Raw genomic sequence first — 24,144 nt, forward strand, 5'->3', positions numbered from 1 at the left:
CGTTTTTACTATTATTTAATTTTATAAGCTAAAAATAAAGTTAAGTATAAGTCTGTATTTTCTTCGCGCTAATGTTAACTATAATTAACACAGCTTTGTAATCTATCTATTACCTACTTAAAAGCTTAGGCACAAATATTGGAATTACTTGTACCTAGACTCTACCAAAATTACCTCATTTAAGCTTTTCAAGTACCTTAGCTCTTATAATGTATCTATGGTTTTTCACATCTAGATAGCGTTTTATATGCACTCCTGCTGTTAAAACTAAAATAGAAACCAATATGTAAATTGATAAGACTAAAATAGCATAATTGTATCCATAACTACTTCCACTAATAGTTGATCTAAATCCTTGTACTACATGAGTTATTGGTAGCCACGAATGTAAAACTTGAAAGAAAGTAGGACTTGTTTCTATAGGATATGTTGCACCAGCTGAAGATAACTGTAAACCAGTAAAGATTAATGCAATATAACGTCCCTGCACACCTAATAAACCAACAAGTGCTTGGTTTATAGCCATAAATGATAGCGACCCTAAGAATGCTATAAAGAACCCTGGAATTAGTTTTGTAAACTCAATCCCAACAAATGTATGTACAGCAATAATCATTAATAGCGATTGCACAAACGACATTATCGCAGCTGGTATATAACTAAAAACTGCTACACGAATACCATATGCTTTACTATTGAGGAGTCTCTTATTATAAACAGGCATCATCAAGAAAAATCCTAGTGCACCAACCCACAAGGCTATGCTCATAAAGTATGGTGCAAGTCCAGCCCCATATCCCGCAACTTCATATTCACGTTGTTTTATGAGTTCTATCGGATGAGAAGCAACATCGCTTAGAGCTGCAATTTCTGACTTTGAATACTTCGGAATTTCTTTTGCTCCATTTCGTAAGCCCTCTTGTAAGTCTTTAGCTCCCAAAACTAGTTTTTCCTCACCAGCAACAAGCTTTTCACCACCATCTGTAGCTTTCATAACACCTTGAGCTAGAGCATCAGAACTATCATCTATTTTGCTGATCGCATCATTAACTGCACCCATACTTCTAACAAACTCTGGAGTTTTTGCAGATAGTTCTCTAGTTCCTTCTTGTAAGTCAACACTACCTTTATGTAGCTGCGATATATTCTCTTTTATAGTGATGCTGGTATTTGCAAGCTGATTAATACTAGTTGTAAAAATAGCACCTTGTGTATTTAGCTCGATAAGTTTTTCGCTAAGTTGTTGAGTTCCGTTTTTTACCTTTACGCTTTGTGTAAGAATTTCTTCATTTATAGACTTTAGAGTTGTAACTCCATTTGCTATAGTTTCACTTTTCTCTGATATTGCGGTTATACCCGTAGCATTGGAATTAGTATCACTAGTTGGTTTTCCTATTATATTTTCAATCCCACTATTTACTTGTTTTATGCCGTTATCAATATTAGTAATGTTTCTTTGTAACTCTAAAGAATCAGCATGCAGTTGCTGCACAGTAGATAATTTTTCTTCTTCTGACAGTTCATGCCATCTTTGTTCTAGTTCTTTTAACTCATTTTGCAACGATTTACTGTTCGAAGTTACTGCTATACTTGAAGTAGATAAATTGTTTACATTCGTTTTCACATTCTTTAGATTTGTATTTATTTGTTTTACACCGATATTTAATGCATTAAGTCCAGAGTTTAGCTCAGCAGTTTTATTGTTAAGAATATTTAGTACCTCATATAAGTTATCAGTTCCCCTTGCTAACAAAGTACTATTTTCTGATAGCTGATTAGTTGCTGAAGGTAAGGATTTAGCTCTTGTGTTTAGCTCATTCATATACTCGGAAAATGTGGTAGTTCCTATATATGCCTTTGCAAGACCTCCCTGTAATTTTTCACTTCCTGAGTTTATTTTTGAAATACCTCCACTAAGTTGATTTGCTGCAGTATAAAGCTTTTCACTTCCTGTTTTAGTTTGATTCATGGCATTATTTAATTTCAAAGCACCAGATTTCAAGTCTCTTAGCCCTATTACGAGTTGTGTGGAACTATTTTTAAATGTGACTAGCCCATCTGATAGTTGCTTGGAGCCATCTGAAGCTTTAGTTACTTTTTCATTTATTGTTGAAAAACCTGTATATATATTGTGTAAGTATTCATCAGAGACTTGGCTAGATAAGCTATCTGTAACTGTAGTTGCAATGGTCGAAGCAATATTTCCTGATATCATGTTCACAGCATCACTAGTTGTTATTTTTAGCTCTGCCCTTTTTACTTTTCCTATGTCTTTATTAGATATTGATGTAACATTTTGGCTAAATTCTTGAGGTATCCACAATATCGCATATATTTTTCCATCTTCAAGTTTTTCTTGAGCTTGTTTAGCGCTCATCTTTTTCCAATGGAAGTTTTTATGAGATTTTGATTGTACAAGCTTATTTGTAAGCACTTCACCCAGTTTCAAATTAGGGTTTTTACTTCCTTTATCTTCGTTTACAATACCAGCTGGCACAGCATTCAAATTACCTGTCGGATCAACGTTAGACCAGGTAAGTAACCCTGCATATATAAAAGGTATTGTCGATAACCCCAATAGTACAATAAGTGTATATGCTATTGCTAACTTAGATTTACGGTCAAAATATTTCTTTATATTACTCATCATATATCCTAATTTCGCCATCTATATCTAAACCAACCTCATATTTTCTATATACAATTGTAAGTCTAGTAAGACGTTTAAGCTCTAGAAAAATAAACTTCAGTATTAGTTATCTTAAAATTTGCACTCGTATTATTATTTTCTTTCCATTCGCTTTATATAATAGATAAATAAAAATCATTCAATAGAACTGTTACTCGCACTAGAAATTTTAGAAATGTGAATAGAATTTATTTAAATATTTTATAAGATAATTAGTAATTACTCATATTATTATTCTCTTTCTATTATAACCAACTTTTTGAAAACTTATTATTATAAAAACCGACTACTTAAGACTTATTATCAAAATAGATTCATTTCTCAAGCGTAGTAAAACTTAGATAATACACAACATGTAAAATAGCCCTACAGACTAAAGTTTTTACTACAGTAAGTTCAGAAAGTGTACATTTAAGGGGAATAACATTGATGTAACTAGTAAATACTATAAATTTTGCCACCGTTTGCATATCATTTTGTAACTTTCATAATGAAATATTAGTCGTTTATTTTGAAATTTTAATTCCCAAAAGATAATTTTAGAAAAAATTCCGCACTATTTTTTAGAACTACCCCATTTAAAGCATTATCTTTTTTGCATTCCAAAAAAGAAAAGTATTGAAATATTTTTAGAAAAAAACTTACATTTTTCGATAAGACAAATTTTTTCTTTAGTTATATAAAGCCGGTTTTTCAAGGCACTTCAACTTTTTCCAGCCTATAACCATTTGATAAACATTATAACTATTCACTTAAGTTCAATATTTTAATCACTTCCATTAATGAGATTTCACCTATTTAAGGAGACATCCATACCTAGTACTTTTATATAAAATATTGAGACTCATACACCAAATGTATTTTTTATAACATAACAGGTAGAATCATAGACTGAGTATTCAATATGTATCTATTTATCAAAACACTTGGGAGGATTCTTTAATGAATAACCGGAAGAAGAAGATTCTAGGCATGGTTGTCGCCGGAACTATCTTACTAACACCTACAGCATATGCAACACCAGCTACCTCCACTAACGACCCCAAACAAGACTCTACAGAAAACGATGTAAACGCTCGTTTGGAAGAAGCAAAGCAAAAAGTTATAAAGGCTAAAGAAAAACTAAAAGAAACTAAGTCTGATTTATCCGATGCAGAAACTAAAAAAGAAGAAGCTAACAACAAAGTAAAACAGGCTGAAAAAGACGTAGAAAAAGCTAAAGCTAAAGTAGAAGAAGCACAGTCAAAAGCCCAATCTACTGATAAAGATAAAGTTGAAGCAGCTCGTCAAACACTACAAAAAGCAGAAGCTGCTAAAAAAGAAGCAGAAAAAGTTAAAGAAGAAGCCTATAATAAATCTGTAAAGCCAGCAGAAGAAAAAGTTAAAGAAACTGAAAAGAAACTAGAAGAAGCTACAAGTGCTGACAATTTAGCTAAAGCTAACCTAGAAGGCATTCAAAAAGACTTTGCAGCATTAAATGGGGCCGAAAAGAGACTTGAAACAGCTAAAGAAAACCTGAAAAAAGCTAAAGATAGTCTAGATGCTAAAACTGCTGAGGTTGCTAAGATACAGAAACTTTTAGACACCAGCAAAGATAACTATAATGAGTATCTAAATGAGTTAAACGAACTTAAAGAAAAAGAAGCAAACGCTAAAGAAGAAGCTACAAATGCTCCTTCAATGCTAAAACAAGGTTCAATCGCATATTTCAAAGATAAAGTAAAACGAAACCCTAATAATGAAAGCGCTAAGCGTGCTGTAAAGATCCTAACAGACAAAGAATTTAATTCAACATCTTCCGATATAAATCCTGGCGATGAAGATGATACCACTTCTCTAAAGAACATGAAAAAAGCTTTAGAAAGAATAAAACAGGGCAACGATTTACGTACTTCTTCCGAAAATTCTATTAAAAATCTTCCACCTTTGCTCGTAGCCGACGACCAGATGGCTCAAGCACAAGCAAATGTTGCTTGGACAAAGAAAACAATTAGAACTTCAGGTCAAGCAAACTATGCTTCTAAAGAAAAAGCTGAAAACCTAAGTTGGGGAAGTGGAGATCCATACACTAACCCAAACAACTCATGGTATACCTCTGAAAAAGCAGAGTATGACGCTGACCCAAATAGAAAAAAGCCGTCATTATATAAACACTACCTAAATTTGATGAATTCAAAGTTCTACAGCACGGGTTTCGCATGTACTAGTGCTTGGAATGCTGTTCAAGGTGGAGTTAATGGACAAGTATTTGGTGATTCTAAAGAGAACGCAGTTTCAGTAGAAGATTACATAAAAGATCTTGAAACATATGTGAATCGTTTAAATAATGCTTCAGATACTCATAAAAAGATTAAGCAACAACTAGATGATTTAGCTCCGAAAGAAGCAGATTATAAAAAAGAAATTGCTGCATTAGAAGAAACGCTTAAGAAAGCACAAAAAGAAGCAGAAAAGCTTCAAAGAGAAGCAGAAAATGCTCATCAAAATGTACAAAATGAAGAGCGATTGGTAAATGATAAAGATAGAATTGAAAAGTTATATAACGATGCTTTATCAACCGCAAAAAAGACTTCTCAAGAAAAACTTGATGCTGAAAAAAGTATTGAACGTGCCAAATTAGAATTAGAAACAGCGAAAACTGAAACTGCTGAAGCTGAAAAGAATGTAAAAGAAAAGACTGCTGAGGTAGAACGCGCTCGCAAAGATCTTGAGACACTTGAGAAACCTGAAAAAGATTTACAACAGGCAATATCAGCATTAAGTGACGCAAACACACGTTTAGAACGTAGCAAGCAATCTGTACAACTTGCTCAAGAACATGTGAATAACGCCACATCAGAATACAAAAAAGCCGAAGAAAATCTGAGAAATGCTGAAGAGGATTTACGCGTTGCAAAGGAAAATGCTCGCCCAGGTTCTCCAATAGATGTAAAAACTGAAGTTAAAGGCAAGGATGTACACGTCAAGTGGTTACCTAGTGCTAAGAAAACTCCTGTAAGTGAATACATTGTAGCTTTAACTAAAAAGACAAATGGTGAACGTAGTAATGATCCATCTACTCTACGTACTAAGGTAGACGGAAACACTCTAAGCACAGTGTTTAGAAATGTTCCAGATGGATATTATGTAGCATCAGTGGTTAGTGCAAATGGAGATTTGTACTCTGCAGCTGGTATGTCCTCAGTCGTACCAGTTGGAGCCCCAGTAGAAACGAATAAACCAAGTGATAAGGGAAATGTTGCTGGTAATTCTACAGGTAAAAACACCACTCAAGGTAAAAAAGTAGTTGTACGTAAGGTTCCTAGCTTAGCAGCTACTGGTAGCGATATTGTTGGCTTGTCTTTGCTAACTGCAAGCTTACTAGTAGGTGGCGGGGTTGCACTTGTATCTCGTCGCAATAAAACTAACAACGAACTGTAGGTCTCATAATATAGATTAGTTGCATTTGCAATGTAAATGTAATTTTCCCTTTATTACATAGAGTTATTGCAAGTAGCGTTCAAAATGAGGGTTTTGAATATTCATATCGAGTATTTTAAAACCCTCATTTTTTATTTCTTTTCTAGACAAGTTATTTTGTTAAGTTTTACCCTTATCTCATTTTATTTCTGAGTTACTGTTGTATTTTTCTATTTCTACAAGTACAGTTATTTATTTACTTTTCCCACCATAATTACTAAATAGCATATTTCATTATTTAAAAATAAAAATGATAAGACTAAAAATACTCCACCAATTTTTATCACTTTTTCCAGCTAATTGGGTCAAATTTCTAGTCTTTTGTATATTCTTTAAAGAAAACAAGAAATATTTATTTAAATTACAATCAGTAATAACTAAATTAGATAGTTTAATTATTCACATTAAGCACTCATTTGCAAAAGTGATCAAGTTTATATCTGAAGTTGGTAAGTAAATTCTATCTTTTCACGTGTTTTCAAAAAATACACATACTATAAATATTCCATAAGTCTAAATAACTAAATAATTGCAAGCCCGTCCCTTTTACGATAGGTATTTATTAAAAAGAACAAAGATGAAATAAAAATTAATTATTTCTATTAGCAACTTTACCTAAGTAAATAGAATAAATTGGACCAATAATAGGAATAAAAATAATAGCTAGGAGTCTAAACGTAGCAACCAGTCCGTCTTTAAAAACATTTCTTTCACATAAAAGTGAAACAAATGCCACAATCATAAGGGTAAATGAAAGTAAAAATATACTACCCCAAACTATATCTAGCACAGTAGGAGAAAGTACATTTCCCATAATATTTCCCTATCTAATAAAAGCACGGTTCCTTATATAAGGCACCAATACAAACAATAAACGTATAGGAAATATAGCATTAAGTAAAAATTTTGAAAATAAAAACTTAAACAAAAAGTAAAGATTTTTCAAAATTGTTAAAAACTTTACGAATTATAAACAAAAGATTACAAAATAGAAATTATCTACCAGAAATCAAAAGAAATTTTATATTTCTGTTATTTTTTGTTAGCGTTATATATGAGAACACACAGCCTCATATTGAGTCCGAGCCCTTTTTCCTAATAAACAAATACTCAAACACCTATTTACCAACAAAACACAAACATTAAGTAGAAAAATCAAAGCAGTTTAGCGAGAACAAACAAATTATATAAAGTTTTCCTATAATACTAAGCTCATAAAACTATCGGAAAATATCTAGATAACTCAGCTAAACCTATTTTCAAAAATAAGAAAATCACGTATTACTCCCCTCAAAACACATATCACCACTAAACTCGCTATTCCCAGCCAAAGCAAAACGATTACTAAAAGTCTGTGCTAAAGGGAACTAAAACACCAATACAGCCACAATCAAGTAGCTAAAACACCTGTCATTACAAACTCGCAGAACAGCACTTATCCAAAAACTAACCAACTAAAATACAAATACTTAAACTAAACCTTCTAAAGCAACATCAAACATCCACATCTAAAAACACACAAACATCTAAACTCAGTCTCTAAAAATTTACTCACAAAACCAACTAATTAAACACAACCTATGGAATAAGAAGGTTCGCTACTATATAGTCTTATCCTAAACTACCACTGCCAAAATCAACCAGCAACTTATAAAAACTAAAAACGCTCCGACTCGGTATAAAACTAAGTCAGAGCGTCAATTTTGTGGAGATGCGGGGAATTGAACCCCGGTCCGATAAGCAACCCCCAGGACTTCTCCGGGTGCATCCTAGCTTATAATTTCTCAGCTTTCACATTCACCTAGGCTAGATGCTTCAAGCTCAGTTTTCTAAAAGTCGAGCGGTAACCGAAAACAAGTTACAACCCCAGTGGCTCCCTAAGTCGACGCCATGTATCTATGATGGAAGCAGTCATAGTATGACGGATTCGCTTCTAAAACCTTGCTATAAATTAAGCTGCAAGTGCGAAATCAGTGCGTGTATTCTTTGCACTTATTTTTTCGAGATAGCGTTTACGAGATGAACCTCATCCTCGACCCGCTTCCCCTGGATCACTACCCACCGTCGAAACCGATCATCCCCTATTTAGTTCACAAAAGCATAAAATTATCCACGAGTTCTCGCGAAATCTTTCATAGCTTTAGCTGCTTCACGATTATCTTGTTTCAATCGCAAAGCTTGTCTCTTATCCCATTCTTGCTTACCACGAGCCAAAGCTATTTCTAACTTTGCTCTGCCTCGAATGAAATAAAGCTCTATAGGTACAATAGTATACCCTTTTGCTTGTACTTTCATAGAAAGTTTAGCTATTTCTTTTTTATGTAAAAGAAGTTTCCTTTTACGTTTAGGTGCATGATTAGTCCAAGTACCATGAGAATACTCTGGAATGTTAGCCCCCTGCACCCAAGCTTCGAGTCTATCTATTTCCACCCAAGATTCAGACAAGCTAGCACGTCCTGCCCGTAAAGCTTTCACTTCTGTACCAGTCAAAACTAGTCCAGCTTCAATCTTATCTTCGATATGATAGTCATGGAAAGCTCGCTTGTTTCTGGCAACAACGTGTTTAGCATCAGCTTGTTGCTTAGCTTTTTCAGCAGCAGTCATTTTTCTAACTGTAGACATTTTAGCCACTTGCTACCCTCCCTTTCCATATAAAACTCAGCTTTTTAGGATAACAAATTTACTGCGTAAAAACAATAAATCTTTAAGTAATTCCCCTGAAAGGTAAAAAAGTTCCCGTAAGCTATCCAATAAACTATCAGAAAACTTACGAGAACATATAAAAATAAAAACTACTTAAATCTTTGTGTAACGTCCCAAAGAAACAACCGATGATATACCAGCTAAGACAATTGCTGCCAAAATCAGCAAAGGCGACACTATCAAAACATCAGTCAAAGTCACAAAGTTTACAAGTGGGAAAGAAACTTTTAACCAGCCATCGATTAAGAAATAAACACCCGTAAACAACGATACAACAGCGAATAAAGCCCCTATTAGTGCAGAGATTGCACCTTCAAGCATGAACGGTAACTGAATGAAAAAGTTTGAAGCCCCAACAAAACGCATAATAGATGTTTCTTTACGCCTAGACATCGCTGATAGCTTAATAGTTGTTGTAATAAGCAAAATAGCAACAAAAACCATAACACCAGCAACACCCAAAGACAAAACGGTACCAGCATTAAGCATAGTGAACAAAGGCTGCAAAATTTTCTTTTGGTCAATTATCGACTGAACACCAGCATGATTGGAAAGCTTATCTTGAATAACCTTGTATTCTTCAGGGTTCACGAGCTTAATCCTATAAGAAACAGGAAGCATATCCGCTGTTGTTCCTTGTCCCAAAGCAGTATTACCTAAAGTTTTCTTGAAATTCTTAAAAGCTTGTTCTTTGTCTTCAAAATAAACTTTCTTAACGAACGGTTTTAAATCCTGAGAATTCAAAATATTCCCAACATCTTTGATTTGCTTTTCCGTGGCCTCTTTACCATTACAAGTAGTACTTGGATCTCCCTCAACACACATTGAAACAGTAATTTCAACCTTGTCATACCATTCGTCACGAATATTGTTAATCTGCATCTGTAATAAAGCAGCAGAACCTACGAATAGCAAAGAAATAAATGTTACTAATATGACAGCAATAGTCATAGAAATGTTACTTTTTAAGCCTTGCCATACCTGTGAAGCTACAAACTTGAAACGCATTATTTACCTCTGACTATCCTGTTCTATCTACTAACACCATATACGCCACGTGCCTGATCACGAATAATTTTACCAGCTTCTAGTTCAATTACACGCTTACGCATCTGGTCAACTATTTCGTCATCGTGAGTTGCCATAACAACTGTTGTACCTTTACGGTTAATACGATCAAGCAAACGCATAATTCCTAGAGAAGTCGTAGGATCCAAGTTACCTGTAGGCTCATCAGCTAATAGTAACTTAGGCTTATTAATCATTGCTCGAGCAATAGCTACACGTTGCTGTTCACCACCAGATAACTCGTGTGGCAGACGGTTTTCCTTACCTGATAAACCAACTAAATCTAATACTTCATGAACATTAACATGTATTTGTTTACGTGGTACACCGATAACCTGTTGAGCTATAGCTACATTTTCAAAAACTGTTTTATTGCTTAACAAACGGAAATCTTGAAAAACTGTGCCAACTTCTCGTCTAAAATAAGGAACTTTACGTCTAGACATCTGCGTCAAGTCATGCCCTAAAACAAAGATTCTTCCAGTTGTAGGACGTTCCTCACTCAACACAAGACTTAAGAAAGTTGATTTACCTGAACCTGAGGCACCCACTAGAAACACAAACTCATTTTCATTGATTTCTAAAGAGACCTCATCTAATGCTGGACGTGCACCTCTTTTATAAATTTTTGTTATATGCTCGAGTTTAATCATTCTCATCTCATTTCTAGACGAATAGCCTATTTACAAGCCTTACTCCACTTTACTCTAATTCAACTAATACTCTACGAATCTATGAATGCGTGTTTTACATTATTTCCGTATTATAGAACAATTTTTCACACAATTTATTTCACAGCGCTAATACTTCAAATCTCTAAGCTAGTTTATATCTAAATCCCTAGTAAATAATTATAGTGTTTTTAAGGAATTTTGTTTACGCCATTTGATACCAGCACTAATGAAATCATCAATTTCGCCGTCAAAAACAGCTGTGGTATTTCCAGATTCATGGTCAGTACGTAAATCTTTCACCATTTGGAAAGGTTGCAAAACATAAGAACGCATTTGGTCTCCCCAACTAGCTTTCACATCCCCAGCCAAAGCTTTCTTCTCAGCTGCTTCTTGCTCACGTCTAAGCAACAGCAAACGTGACTGCAAAACCCTAAGAGCAGCAGCCCTATTTTGTATCTGAGACTTCTCGTTTTGCATTGAGACAACTATACCTGTTGGGATGTGTGTCATTCGAACAGCTGAATCTGTTGTATTCACTGATTGTCCACCAGGTCCTGATGATCTGAAAACATCAACTTTAATTTCTGTTTCAGGAATCTCAACATGGTCAGTTTGTTCAATGAGAGGAATTACTTCAACAGCTGCAAAAGAAGTATGTCTCCTACCTTGATTATCAAAAGGTGATATTCTAACAAGCCTATGAGTGCCAGCTTCAACTGATAATGTACCGTAAGCAAATGGAGCTTTAACTTCAAAAGTAGCAGATTTTATTCCAGCTTCTTCAGCATAAGATGTGTCCAAAATTTTCACAGGATAGTTATTGCGTTCAGCCCACCTAATATACATTCTCAAAAGCATTTGCGCGAAATCAGCAGCATCAACACCACCGGCTCCAGACCTAATTGTCACCACAGCTTCACGCTCATCGTATTCTCCAGATAAAAGAGTGCGAATCTCTAAATCAGACAAATCAGTATCCAAGCTTTTAATTTCACTAACTACATCTTCAAATAATTGACTATCGTTTTCTTCTTCAGCTATTTCAAGTAATGCTTCGATGTCTTCTAAACGTGTACGCATTGATTCTAAACGGTCTAGTTCTGATTGCACACGTGATAATTTAGAAGTTACTTCCTGTGCTTTCTCGGGGTTATCCCACAAAGTAGGTTCGGCTGCTTGCACAGTTAATTCTTTAACTTTGGCTTTAAGATCTTCAGGATCTTTCACAGCCTCAATTGATTTTAAAACTTGTTCAAGTCTTTGTATTTCAAATAAATATTCCATATTTTTGTTTCAACTCGTTTATTATTCCAATGATATTTTATATCTTTTTAGCTATTTTGTGGGGTAAGACAGCGTCTTTTACGCATATTGTGTTTATTTTCCACAGTTTTATCCCGTTTTATCCCGAAACTTTACTTTTTGTCCACTCGTAAAACAAATTATAGGAAAATAGACCATTTATTCTAGCAGAGTTTTATATATCTGCTATACAAAGTCGATATTATTTTTTAGATATTTGTGAGAAAGTATTTATATTACAAACGTATAACTATTTATTGCCATAGTAAGCACATTTATATAAAGAAAGTACTTATTTACTGAGTGTGATATTGGAAGTTTAGGGGAAAAAATCATAATATGCTTATGTGTATAAATCCAATAAATATATTTCACTAGCAGCTCTAGCATCAGCTGCACTTAAAGATGCTGATATTGTTGGAACTTGCTTACCGCAGTCCCAAAGTGACGATTTTTTATCAACGAATATATTAGTAAAAAGCGTCGAGAGAAAAAATAAAGAGTACACTGTTATTGCTCCACGTTCAAAAAACGCTGCTTTAACTTTGGCAAGACACGTCAGTATCTTATCCTCCCTTAGTATTGCTCGTGAAAATAAAGAATTTACTATTTCCACTCTTATACCTATCGCTAGCTATCCTATACCTAATGTGGGGAAAGCATATATTTTTGAACCAGTTGTAGGTAGACCTCTTGACGATGCCGATTTATTCACTTCAACTAGTTATGCTTCAGCCGTAGCAAAAGCTATCTCATCTTTACATTCATTGAAAGATACAATTGCCATAAATAATTCCTTGCCTGCTTATACGGTTACAGATATACAACGCAGGTTACTTTCAGATTTAGATGAGGGTATGCAAACTAGAAAGCTACCTAAAGCTTTATTCTCAAGATGGGAAAAAATGATCGAGGACGTTTCTCTCTGGAGATTAACTCCTTGCGTAATTCATGCAAATCTATCAGCAGATTCTTTCTATGTGAAGAGCTATATGGTTTCAGGAATAGTTGATTTTACTAATATGCATATTGGTGATCCTGCTGAAGATTTCGCTTGGCTATTTGGTGTTGCTTCTTCAGATACCCTAAACCGTGTGTTTAAAGTCTACAATCAGCTAAACCCACAACCAGATTTTAAGTCATTTGTTGAAAGAGCGAAGCTACATAGCGAACTGATGATTCTAAAATGGCTGCTTCACGGTGTACACACAAACAATAATGAGATAGTTGAGGACGCAGCTCAAATGCTTTCCGAACTATCAGACAGCATTACTGCAGAAGAAGAAATGCGTAAAATTGAAGCTGAAAAGGCTTTGAAGTTGCAGGAAGAAAATCGTCGCATACGTGAAGAAATAGAGCTTGAGAATGTACGTAAACTAGAGAATTTGAATTTACATTCTCCAAAAATAGATGATTTGAAACATAATGTTCCGTCCGAGAAAACGTCAAAACATGATTTTTCTTCTTCTGAGCACAAAGTAGAAACTAATGTTCAAAAGCAAAGTACTGGTACAGATTTTATATCTTCTATGGATATAAATGTTGAGAACACAGTAAAGCTTGAAAATGATGTTATAGAAAACGCTGCGAGTGATTTTGAGAAAACTGAAGCTATAGATGTTTCTTCTTACAAAGAAATAGATACAAATGTTTCTGAAGAAGAATAGTGTTGGTAGTTTAGTTAGTTCAAAACATATTATTTGAAACTTATTATTAGTGCTTTTACGTGCTTGATTGTGTACGTGTATAAGTGACTAAATAGTAAAGTGACTTTTATTGTTTTTTAAACTTTTGGATACCTGATTTTAGTTTTTATAAGCTTATTCCTGAACTTGTTCTATATAAGGGTGAATAGAAAAAGTAGTATAGAGCATTATGAAATAGCGAGAATAATATAAGTTTGTTTGAATGGTTTGCTCAGCCAAAATAGGTTATAAATACTAGTTTCTGTTGTGTGAAGTGTGAGTTTTAGTTGCAAGCTTTGCTATAAAAGTAGCCATGAGTAGCGAAAACGTTTTCAAAATATAACCTTAATCTGCTTTAAATTGGTGGTGGTAGAGAACAGATTGCGTAAACCTATCCTCTACCACCTGTATTGTTTTATAAATTAGGCTTAATTAGTCACTTAACTTTTTTCTTGGAATGATAAAAGTAAGTCCCAAAATTCCAAAGATTAGCCATAGGTACAATACATTCGTATCTATACCAGTGTTCACTAACCTCTTATGTGGAATTTCTTTCAACTCATGTTTGGCTTCTTTCATATCATTCTTAGGAGGATTAACAATATCTTTAGCAGTATCACCCTCGGTAGTAGGAACGCTAACAGATGGTTTAACCTTGGTGTTAGTCCAATCGCGGAATGCTACGATCTTGCCATTTACATCGATTTTTACTGTTTCGGTGCGAGTTGATGCAGTGTAGCCCTGAGCTGGAGTCTTTTCAACAAGAGTGTACTCACCGTAAACAACATTACTGAAGGTAGCTATACCCTTATTGTCTGTAGTAGCAGTACTTATCTCTTTATCACTCTGTTTCAAAGCAAAGACAACACCACTGATAGCTTCGTGAGTATCACTATCAGTCTTGGTAACTATGACTGTACCTTTCTTGACAGTGTTTGACATTGCTTTTGTGATTTCCACTCCGTTTTCGCGAACCTGAACAGCAATAGGTGTAGAGTCCAAAATATGTGAATCCAATGTCTTAGTTTCAACTAGAGTGTAATCACCATAAGGAACACTAGCAAAAATAACCTTACCCTCAGCATCGGTAACTTTAGTATCGACTACTTCACTACCTTTACGTAGCTCGAAAGTAATACCTTGCAAAGGCTTGCCACTATCAGTATCGGTCTTGGTCAATACAATAGGAGCCTTAATCTTGGTGTTCTTCCAGTCAGCAAAAGCAACAGACTTACCATTACTATCAATGTTCACAGTCTCGCTACGAGCAGAAGCAACATAACCCTCAACTGGAGTCTTCTCAACCAAAGTATACTCACCATAAACAACATTACTGAAAGTAGCAACACCTTGAGCGTCAGTTGTAGCAGTAGCAACCTCGTTCTCCCTCTGCTTCAAAGCGAATACGACATTAGCAATTGGGCTATTAGTATCGCTATCAGTCTTAGTAACTGTGACTGTACCCTTCTTGATGTAGTTCAAGAATGGTGCTGTTTCGTTGACAAAAACATTTTCGCCATCATTACGAACATTAGCATTGTAAACAGTCTCAGTGTTCAAAACGTGTGAAACTAGAGTTGTTTTTTCAGCAACAGTGTAATCACCATAAACAACGTTACTAAATGTAGCAACACCATCTTGACCAGTTGTAGCTGTTACAACCTCAACATCACCCTGTTTCAAAGCAAAGACAACACCAGCAAGAGGACTATTAGAATCACCGTCGTGCTTTAGAACACTAACACTACCCTTAATCTTAGTATTCTTCCAATCAGCAAAAATCACAGCCTGACCGTCAGTTTCAATATTTACTGTCTCAGTGCGAGTAGATGGTAAGTAACCCTCAGCAGGTATCTTCTCAACTAAAGTATACTCACCGTACTTAACATTACTAAAAGTAGCAACACCCTGGGAATCAGTTGTAGCAGTAGCAACTTCATTACCGTTTTGCTTCAAAGCGAACTCAACACCAACAATAGCCTCACCAGTATCGCTGTCTGTCTTGGTTACAGTAACGCTTCCCTTAATCTTAGTATTACTCCAGTCATTGAACTCTACACTCTGACCACGACTAGTAATGTTCACTCTTTCCACACGACTAGAGGCAACATAACCAACCTTAGGAGTCTTCTCAACCAAAGAATACTCCCCATAAACAACATCACTAAAAGTAGCAACACCATCTTGACCAGTTGTAGCTGTCGCAACTTCACGTTCGCCCTGTTTCAAAGCAAATACAACACCACTAATAGGCTCATGAGTATCGCTATCAGACTTAGTTACTGTTACAGTGCCTTTCTTCACATAATTCAGCAATGGGTCATTTTCATTCACGAAAACATTCTCACCATTAGCACGAACTTCAGTATTATAAGCAGTGTATGTATCCAAAATATAAGAAGTAAGAGTTGATTTTTCAATAATAGTGTAAGCACCATAAACAACGTTAGCAAAAGTAGCAATACCTTCATCATTCGTCGTAGCTGTTGCTATCTCAGTATTATTTTGCATTAGAGCAAATACAACACCAGCAAGAGGACTATTAGTATCACCATCATGCTTTAGAACACTGACACTGCCCTTGATCTTAGTGTTCTTCCAATCAGCAAATACCACAGCCTGACCATCACTAGTAATGTTTACTCTTTCCACACGAGTAGAAGCAACATAGCCCTCACCTGGAGTCTTCTCAACCAAAGAATACTCCCCATAAACAACATCACTAAAAGTAGCAACACCATCTTGACCACTAGTTGCAGTTGCTATCTCCTTATCACCTTGTTTCAAAGCGAACTCAACACCGGCGATAGCTTCATGACTATCACTATCAGTTTTAGTTACCGTTACAGTTCCCTTAATCCTAGTGTTAGCCCAGTTATCAAAAGCAACAGACTTACCATCAGCATCAATATTCACTGTTTCAGTGCGAGTAGAAGCAACATAACCCTTGAGCGGAGTCTTCTCAACTAAGGTGTACTCACCGTACTTGACATTACTGAAAGTAGCAACACCATCTTGACCAGTAGTTGCAGTTGCAACCTCGTTATCACCCTGCTTTAGAGCAAAAACAACACCGGCGATAGCTTCATGACTATCACTATCAGTCTTAGTTACCGTTACAGTACCCTTAATCTTAGTATTCTTCCAATCAGCAAAAACAACAGACTTACCATCAGCATCAATGTTCACTATTTCAGTGCGAGTAGAAGCAACATAACCAACCTTAGGAACCTTCTCAACCAAAGAATACTCACCATACTTTATACCACTAAATATAGCTATACCGTCAGCACCAGTAGCAGCAGTGGCAACCTCACGTTCGCCTTGTTTCAAAGCAAAGACAACACCACTGATAGCTTCATTAGTATCACTGTCAGTCTTGGTAACCGTGACTGTACCCTTCTTCTCATAGTTTAGAAGAGGATCGTTTTCATTCACGTAAACATTCTCACCATCAGTGCGAACATCAGCATTATAAACAGTCTCAGTATTCAAAACGTGAGAGGTAAGAGTTGATTTTTCAACTACAGTGTAAGCACCGTAAACAACACTACTGAAAGTAGCAACACCATCTTGACCAGTTGTAGCAGTAGCAACTTCCTGACCGTTTTGCATTAGAGCAAACACAACACCAGCAAGAGGACTATTAGAATCACCATCATGCTTTAGAACGCTAACACTACCCTTAATCTTAGTATTCTTCCAATCAGCAAAAACAACACTCTTACCATCAGCATCAATATTTACTGTCTCAGTGCGAGTAGAAGCAACATAACCAACCTTAGGAGTCTTCTCAACCAAAGTATACTCACCGTAATTAACATTACTGAAAGTAGCAACACCCTGATCATTAGTAGTTGCTGTTGCAACCTCGTTCTCACCCTGCTTCAAAGCAAAGACAACACCAGCGATAGCTTCATGACTATCAGCATCAGTCTTAGTAACTGTAACAGTACCTTTTACTTTAGTATTGGTCCAGTTAGCAAAAACAACAGACTTACCATCAGCATCAATATTTACTGTCTCAGTGCGAGTAGAAGCAACATAACCAACCTTAGGAACCTTCTCAACAAGAGCATACTCCCCAAAGACAACGTCACTAAAGGTAGCAACACCCTGATCATTAGTAGTAGCAGTAGCTATCTCGTTATCGCCCTGTTTCAAAGCAAAAATAACACCCTCAAGCTTGACATTTGCATCATCACTGTCAGTCTTAGTAACCGTGACAGTACCCTTAATCTTAGTATTCTTCCAATCAGCAAAAACAACAGACTTACCATTGGTATCAATGTTCACTGTCTCAGTGCGAGTAGAAGCAACATAACCAACCTTAGGAGTCTTCTCAACCAAAGTGTACTCACCAAAGACAACGTTACTGAAAGTAGCAACACCCTGATCATTAGTTGTAGCTGTCGCAACCTCGTTATCACCCTGTTTCAAAGCAAAGACAACACCAGCGATAGCTTCGTTACTGTCAGAATCAGTCTTAGTTACCGTTACAGTTCCCTTAATCTTAGTATTCTTCCAATCAGCAAAAACAACAGACTTACCATTACTATCAATGTTCACTGTTTCAGTACGTGTTGAAGCAACATAACCAACCTTAGGAGCCTTCTCAACCAAAGAATACTCACCAAAGACAACGTTACTAAAGGTAGCAACACCGTCTTGACCAGTTGTTGCTGTTGCAACCTCGTTATCACCCTGTTTCAAAGCAAACACAACACCAGAAATAACCTCATGACTGTCACTATCAGACTTAGTAACCGTGACAGTTCCCTTGATCTTAGTGTTAGCCCAGTTATCAAAAGCAACAGACTTACCATTGGTATCAATGTTTATAGCCTCTGTACGTGTTGAAGCAACATAACCAACCTTAGGAGTCTTCTCAACCAAAGTGTACTCACCAAAGACAACGTTACTGAAAGTAGCGATACCATCAGCACCAGTAACAGCAGTAGCAACCTCGTTATCACCCTGCTTCAAAGCAAAAACAACGCCCTCAAGCTTGACATTTGCATCATCACTGTCAGTCTTAGTAACCGTTACTGTACCCTTAATCTTAGTATTCTTCCAATCAGCAAAAACAACAGACTTACCATCAGCATCAATATTTACTGTCTCAGCGCGAGTTGAAGCAACATAACCAACCTTAGGAGTCTTCTCAACCAAAGAATACTCACCAAAGACAACGTTACTAAATCTAGCGACACCCAGATCATTAGTAGTAGCAGTAGCAACCTCGTTCTCACCCTGCTTTAGAACAAAAACAACACCAGCGATAGCTTCATGACTATCAGCATCAGTCTTAGTAACTGTCACAGTACCTTTTACTTTAGTATTGGTCCAGTTAGCAAAAACAACAGACTTACCATCAGCATCAATATTTACTGTCTCAGCGCGAGTAGAAGCAACATAACCAACCTTAGGAGTCTTCTCAACCAAAGTGTACTCACCATAAACAACGTTACTAAATGTTGCAACACCGTCTTGACCAGTTATTGCAGTTGCAACCTCAACATTACCCTGCTTTAGAGCAAAAACAACACCAGCGATAGCTTCATGACTATCACTATCAGTCTTAGTTACCGTTACAGTTCCCTTGATCTTAGTGTTAGTCCAGTCACTAACCTCAACACGTTTACCGTTTCTGTCGATGTTTACAGCTTCGGTGCGAGTAGAAGCAACATAACCAACCTTAGGGGTCTTTTCAACCAAAGTGTACTCACCATAAACAACGTTACTGAAAGTAGCGATACCATCAGCACCAGTAACAGCAGTAGCTATCTCGTTATCGCCCTGTTTCAAAGCAAATACAACACCCTCAAGCTTGACATTTGCATCATCACTGTCAGTCTTAGTAACTGTAACAGTTCCCTTGATCTTAGTGTTAGCCCAGTTATCAAAAACAACAGACTTACCATCAGCATCAATGTTCACTGTCTCAGCGCGAGTAGAAGCAACATAACCAACCTTAGGAGTCTTCTCAACCAAAGTGTACTCACCATAAACAACGTTACTGAAAGTAGCAACACCCTGATCGTTAGTAGTTGCCGTTGCAACCTCGTTATCACCCTGCTTTAGAGCAAACACGACATTAGCAATCGGTCCATTAGTATCGCTATCAGTCTTGGTTACTGTTACTGTGCCTTTCTTTATAGTGTTAGTTAGAGGTGCTTGCGTTAATACGACTGTTGTACCGTTTTCACGAATACTTACCGAGTGAATCGTAGTAGTATCCAAAACGTGTGAAACTAGAGCTGTTTTTTCAACAACAGTGTAATCACCATAAACAACGTTACTGAAAGTAGCAACACCCTGATCATTAGTTGTAGCTGTCGCAACCTCGTTATCACCCTGCTTCAAAGCAAATATAACACCAGCAAGAGGAAGATTAGTATCAGCATCAACCTTACTCAAACTAATATTTCCCTTGATCTTAGTGTTCTTCCAATCAGCAAAAACAACACTCTTACCATCAGCATCAATATTTACTGTCTCAGCGCGAGTAGAAGCAACATAACCAACCTTAGGAGCCTTTTCAACCAAAGTGTACTCACCGTAAACAACATCACTAAAGGTAGCAACACCATCTTGACCAGTAGTTGCCGTTGCAACCTCGTTATCACCCTGCTTTAGAACAAACTCAACACCAGAAATAGCCTCACGAGTATCGCTATCAGTCTTAGTTACCGTTACAGTTCCCTTAATCCTAGTGTTAGTCCAGTCACTAATCTCAACACGTTTACCGTTTCTGTCGATGTTTACAGTCTCTGTGCGTGTTGAAGCAACATAACCAGTCTTAGCAGCTTTCTCAACAAGAGTGTACTCACCAAAGGCGACATCATTGAAAGTAGCAATACCTTCATCGTTAGTAGTTGCTGTTGCAACCTCGTTATCACCCTGCTTTAGAGCAAAAACAACACCGGCGATAGCTTCATGACTATCAGCATCAGTCTTAGTAACTGTCACAGTACCTTTTATAGGAGTGTTTTCAAACATTTGTATATTAAACTCTCCTGGTGTTAGGTTAATAATTCTGCCGTTTGGTTCTGTTACTTCGTATCCTGGCAAAGGACGAGATTCAACAATCTTGTATTCACCAAAAGGAATGTTTGCAAAAACAGCCCTACCAACTTCATTAGTGGTTGTAGTTGCAACTAAAGAATCATCAGCTACTGAGTAAAGTTTGAATTCAACATTTTCAAGACCCGGTTTAATACCATTTTCACCAGCGACAGAAGAAACCTTACTAATAACAATGTTACGCTTATCAGAAAGTAAACCAGCATTAGCAAAGATATCAGTAGGTGTTGATGAGTCTAAACTGATATGGTAGGAGTCTCCGTGGTTATTAGTTGAACTCTCAACGTTGCTGTTGTTCGCCTTTTTGTTATTTACAGGTGTAAATGTTTCTGTGTTTTCTTTAGCGAAACGAACAATATATTCACCCTGCTTATAAACTGTAAATGAATATTTACCATTTTCATCAGTAGTAACACTAGGAATAGGTGTGCCATCAATATCAGTGGCAACATTACCAGTTGTAGCATCAATTAGTTCAACTTGATGTCCAACAACTTTGTCTTCAGTGTCACCTATAACTCCATCTGCATTAAAATCTTTGAAGTAAGTACCAGAGATTTCATAGCGGTTAGGCACTGTAGTAACTCTGTTAGCTTCTGAGAAAGTAGAATGGTTAGTTGACAAAGCTGATGTATTATAAGCAAAATCATTCCTAGTTAGATTTTTATCAGACGGCATTTTAGCTGGAATAATAATGTCTACTTCACTTTGAGTAGGAATAACTTTTCCTGGTTTCAAAACAAGTTTTATGTTTTTTACTGTCGAGAAATCTCCGTTTGGAACATCCGCAGCACTAACCCATACTCCGTCACGAACGCTTTCTAAGTCAGCTCCTTGTGGTGTTAGCTGATAGAAAACATCGTATAACTTCAAAGCCTCAGCATTTTCAGGCACAGACTCTACACTATTAGAAAGAGTAACAGCAAATGCTGAACCACGGTTTATATATTCACCCGCGTCATTAGCAACGATGGTATGGTCACCAACATGAGGCAAAACATCAATAATATCAGCAACAGTAGTATCAGCAACTGTATTATTATTAATCTTTATCCTGTAGAAGAAATCTGCACCTAAATCTATATCTGAGACGAATCCGAAGCTTTCTTTATTAGGAGAAATTTCTTTAGTGACAATTAACTCCAAAGGTGGAATAAAGTCAATATTAGATGAGAGAGTAACAAATTTCTCGTCACGGTCACCATCACCATCTAAGTCCATAGCATCTATATATGTACGTTCTCTACTTCTTGGTGTAATAATATTGTTATCATCGTATAACAGATAATTTTCAACCTTATTAATACCTCTACTGGTGTATGGGGTAACGTTTAGAGTGTAGTCAATATTTACGTCTCTTCGTCCAATTTCTGAGAAATCAATATCACCTATATCACATATAATTGCTGTTTTACCAGTATTTTTATAATTTTGAATAATGACAGGTTCTGGAACTTTAATGCTTGGTGGAGATATACGTGAGAGTCCAGCATATTCAATACCTGGAGGCAACAAAGTAATAGTTTTCATACCTTCTATATTGTGAATTGGACCCCAATCACCACTATTAAAAATACCTCCAACCCTATAATTCACTTTGTTTCCAGTATTTTTATAAACTACCCTCATATCGTCAGGTACATTAATGTCACTTTCTGGAGTAAGTTTTCTCAAATCGACATAAGCTCTACTATTTCTATGTAAATCTCTAATTGTTTGTTTATTTGTGTTAGATAGATTTGATTCATTACTTATTTTAACTTCTGCTTCGACACGAGAAGGGTATCTTTGTGGCTCTGAATATTCTCGATTATTCCATTTTTGTTTTTCTGAGTCATTTATAGAAACATAGGTGTAAATATTTCCTCTTACATTGTCAAGTTTGAACGGTTCTTCCCCTTCAAGTTCTAATTTGACGAACTCTCGGTTAGGATCGTTTACATCGACACGTACATTATTTTGCACATTAGATGCAATTAGCACACGGTCACCATTTGCTTTAATGCCGTAAAGTTTAATGTTAGAACTGTTAAAACGATTTACGTTTTCTTCAACTAATTCTCTACTATTAACGTTAGTATTGCCCGTTATATCGTTGACATCAAATGTAAAGCCTGTGTAATGGATACGTTCATCATCTAAGGTGTCTATAATTTTATATACATGAGTTACTTTACCACCATTCGGTTCAGTCGGTGTGGCACCGTTGTTATAGGCAGAAAAGCTACTCGTATACATCATTTCGTTATACTGCTTTGTTCCAATATAGTATTTTCCATCATTTGAATAAGAATATGAATGCAAATCGGAGGGAGATACTTTATGTCCTTCTTTGAAAATATACATACTACCAGTTTGAACAAAAATAGTTGGTCTTACGTTAAATGTAGTGGTTCTTGGAGTAAGTTCTCTTTCGCTTGGCAAACCAGCGTCAACAATGTATCTAGCATTAAAAGTGTAGTCACCAAAAGGAGTATTCTTTAGCTTTACAACTGGTATCTTGTAGATTCCTATTTTATTGCTAGTGTGAACACTAGAACTTCCTTCTGTTCTTTCTACTACGATACTAGCTATACGAGTGGTCTCATCGTAGCTCCACCCTGGGTTATCTTCTGTCTTAAAAGTAATATCTTCAGGAATGGTAACTGTCATTTTTATATTAGTAGGTTTAATATAAGTAAGCTTATTTTCGTTTTCACTAGGTGTATCGTACACAGCAACAGTTTTTAAGCTTATAGGGATTTCTTTATTACCAGTATCAGTTTCCCCACGAAGTACTGGTGCTGTAAAATATGGTACCCCGCCTGAACCTGTGCTATAACTTGATTCGATTTTAAATATAGATTCGTTATATTCGACTTCTTGCTTTTTAGTAGTGTAAACCTTATTTGTTGAATATAATACATTTTTAGGGTCAGGACTATTACCATCTAAAATTTCAAATTTTACATCTACAGAGTCGCCGTTTTCCGCAGTACTTTCTACAAATCTAAAAGGAAACGGTAAGCTCAGACGGTTACCACCAGATAACTCCTTAAATTTATAGGTAACATACCAGTTATTTTCATCTTCTGCGTAAACAGTTTCATATGCTTTTTGAGAAGCTGCGAAGTCTGGTTTTACAATTTTTCCGTTCATTTTTGGAACGGTAACTCTACCCCAAGGTTCAGGTATATTTGCTCCACTACCTGATACATTAATATCAGCTGCAGCATTAATTGTATCTTTCACCCAAAACTCAGATTTATCATTTATTGATCCATTGCTTTCAATATTGATAATTCTCAAATCCACTCTTAACGAACTGGGATTATCATCAGCATAGGCAGGAGTAATATATGTTATTATCCCCAATGCTAATACTAAAAGTATAGACATCACTTTACGTGTGTACGACATGATTCTTCCCCTATGAAGTAGTCACCAATTTAGTTTCAAATAAGTAACAAAAGAATTAAAAACTTTTTTACAAATAAGA

Annotated in this window: 9 protein-coding genes and 1 other RNA gene; 2 read left to right on the plus strand and 8 right to left on the minus strand. The window is 36.1% G+C overall.

From position 1 onward, the window contains the following. Positions 1-175 precede the first annotated feature (175 nt). Positions 176-2,647: a YhgE/Pip domain-containing protein gene (locus HCQ94_RS05090; protein ID WP_166982407.1), complete on the minus strand. Its 2,472-nt coding sequence runs from the start codon at positions 2,645-2,647 to the stop codon at positions 176-178. Between the two features lie 984 nt (positions 2,648-3,631). Between HCQ94_RS05090 and HCQ94_RS05095 the strand changes: the two genes are divergently transcribed. Continuing rightward, positions 3,632-6,109 (plus strand): coiled-coil domain-containing protein, encoded by a 2,478-nt coding sequence (locus HCQ94_RS05095; RefSeq protein ID WP_166978581.1) that lies wholly within the window; start codon positions 3,632-3,634, stop codon positions 6,107-6,109. 628 nt (positions 6,110-6,737) lie between these two features. On the opposite strand, the gene HCQ94_RS05100 is transcribed toward HCQ94_RS05095, so the two are convergent. The 6 genes from HCQ94_RS05100 to prfB form a co-directional block, all read right to left on the minus strand. Then, on the minus strand, positions 6,738-6,962 hold the full coding sequence (locus HCQ94_RS05100; protein ID WP_166982410.1) for a hypothetical protein: 225 nt from the start codon (positions 6,960-6,962) through the stop codon (positions 6,738-6,740). A gap of 889 nt (positions 6,963-7,851) precedes the next feature. After that, positions 7,852-8,230: a transfer-messenger RNA gene (gene ssrA, locus HCQ94_RS05105) on the minus strand. Positions 8,231-8,254: 24 nt separating this feature from the next. Further along, positions 8,255-8,770 (minus strand): SsrA-binding protein SmpB, encoded by a 516-nt coding sequence (gene smpB / locus HCQ94_RS05110; RefSeq protein ID WP_232525757.1) that lies wholly within the window; start codon positions 8,768-8,770, stop codon positions 8,255-8,257. Positions 8,771-8,944: 174 nt separating this feature from the next. After that, entirely contained in the window at positions 8,945-9,859 is a 915-nt protein-coding gene (gene ftsX, locus HCQ94_RS05115; RefSeq protein ID WP_166978577.1) for a permease-like cell division protein FtsX, read from the minus strand. Positions 9,860-9,882: 23 nt separating this feature from the next. Next, a complete protein-coding gene (ftsE, locus tag HCQ94_RS05120) occupies positions 9,883-10,572 on the minus strand; it encodes a cell division ATP-binding protein FtsE (RefSeq protein ID WP_166978575.1) in 690 nt (229 codons plus the stop codon). 198 nt (positions 10,573-10,770) lie between these two features. Then, positions 10,771-11,877: a peptide chain release factor 2 gene (prfB, locus tag HCQ94_RS05125; protein WP_166978573.1), complete on the minus strand. Its 1,107-nt coding sequence runs from the start codon at positions 11,875-11,877 to the stop codon at positions 10,771-10,773. A gap of 365 nt (positions 11,878-12,242) precedes the next feature. Between prfB and HCQ94_RS05130 the strand changes: the two genes are divergently transcribed. Then, positions 12,243-13,562, plus strand: coding sequence for a phosphotransferase (locus tag HCQ94_RS05130; protein WP_166982412.1), 1,320 nt, complete (start codon positions 12,243-12,245; stop codon positions 13,560-13,562). 450 nt (positions 13,563-14,012) lie between these two features. On the opposite strand, the gene HCQ94_RS05135 is transcribed toward HCQ94_RS05130, so the two are convergent. Beyond that, positions 14,013-24,065 (minus strand): SpaA isopeptide-forming pilin-related protein, encoded by a 10,053-nt coding sequence (locus HCQ94_RS05135; RefSeq protein ID WP_166982413.1) that lies wholly within the window; start codon positions 24,063-24,065, stop codon positions 14,013-14,015. Positions 24,066-24,144 lie beyond the last annotated feature (79 nt).

It is taken from the genome of Actinomyces sp. zg-332, assembly GCF_011751945.2.
In the GTDB taxonomy this organism is placed as follows: Bacteria; Actinomycetota; Actinomycetes; order Actinomycetales; family Actinomycetaceae; genus ZJ293.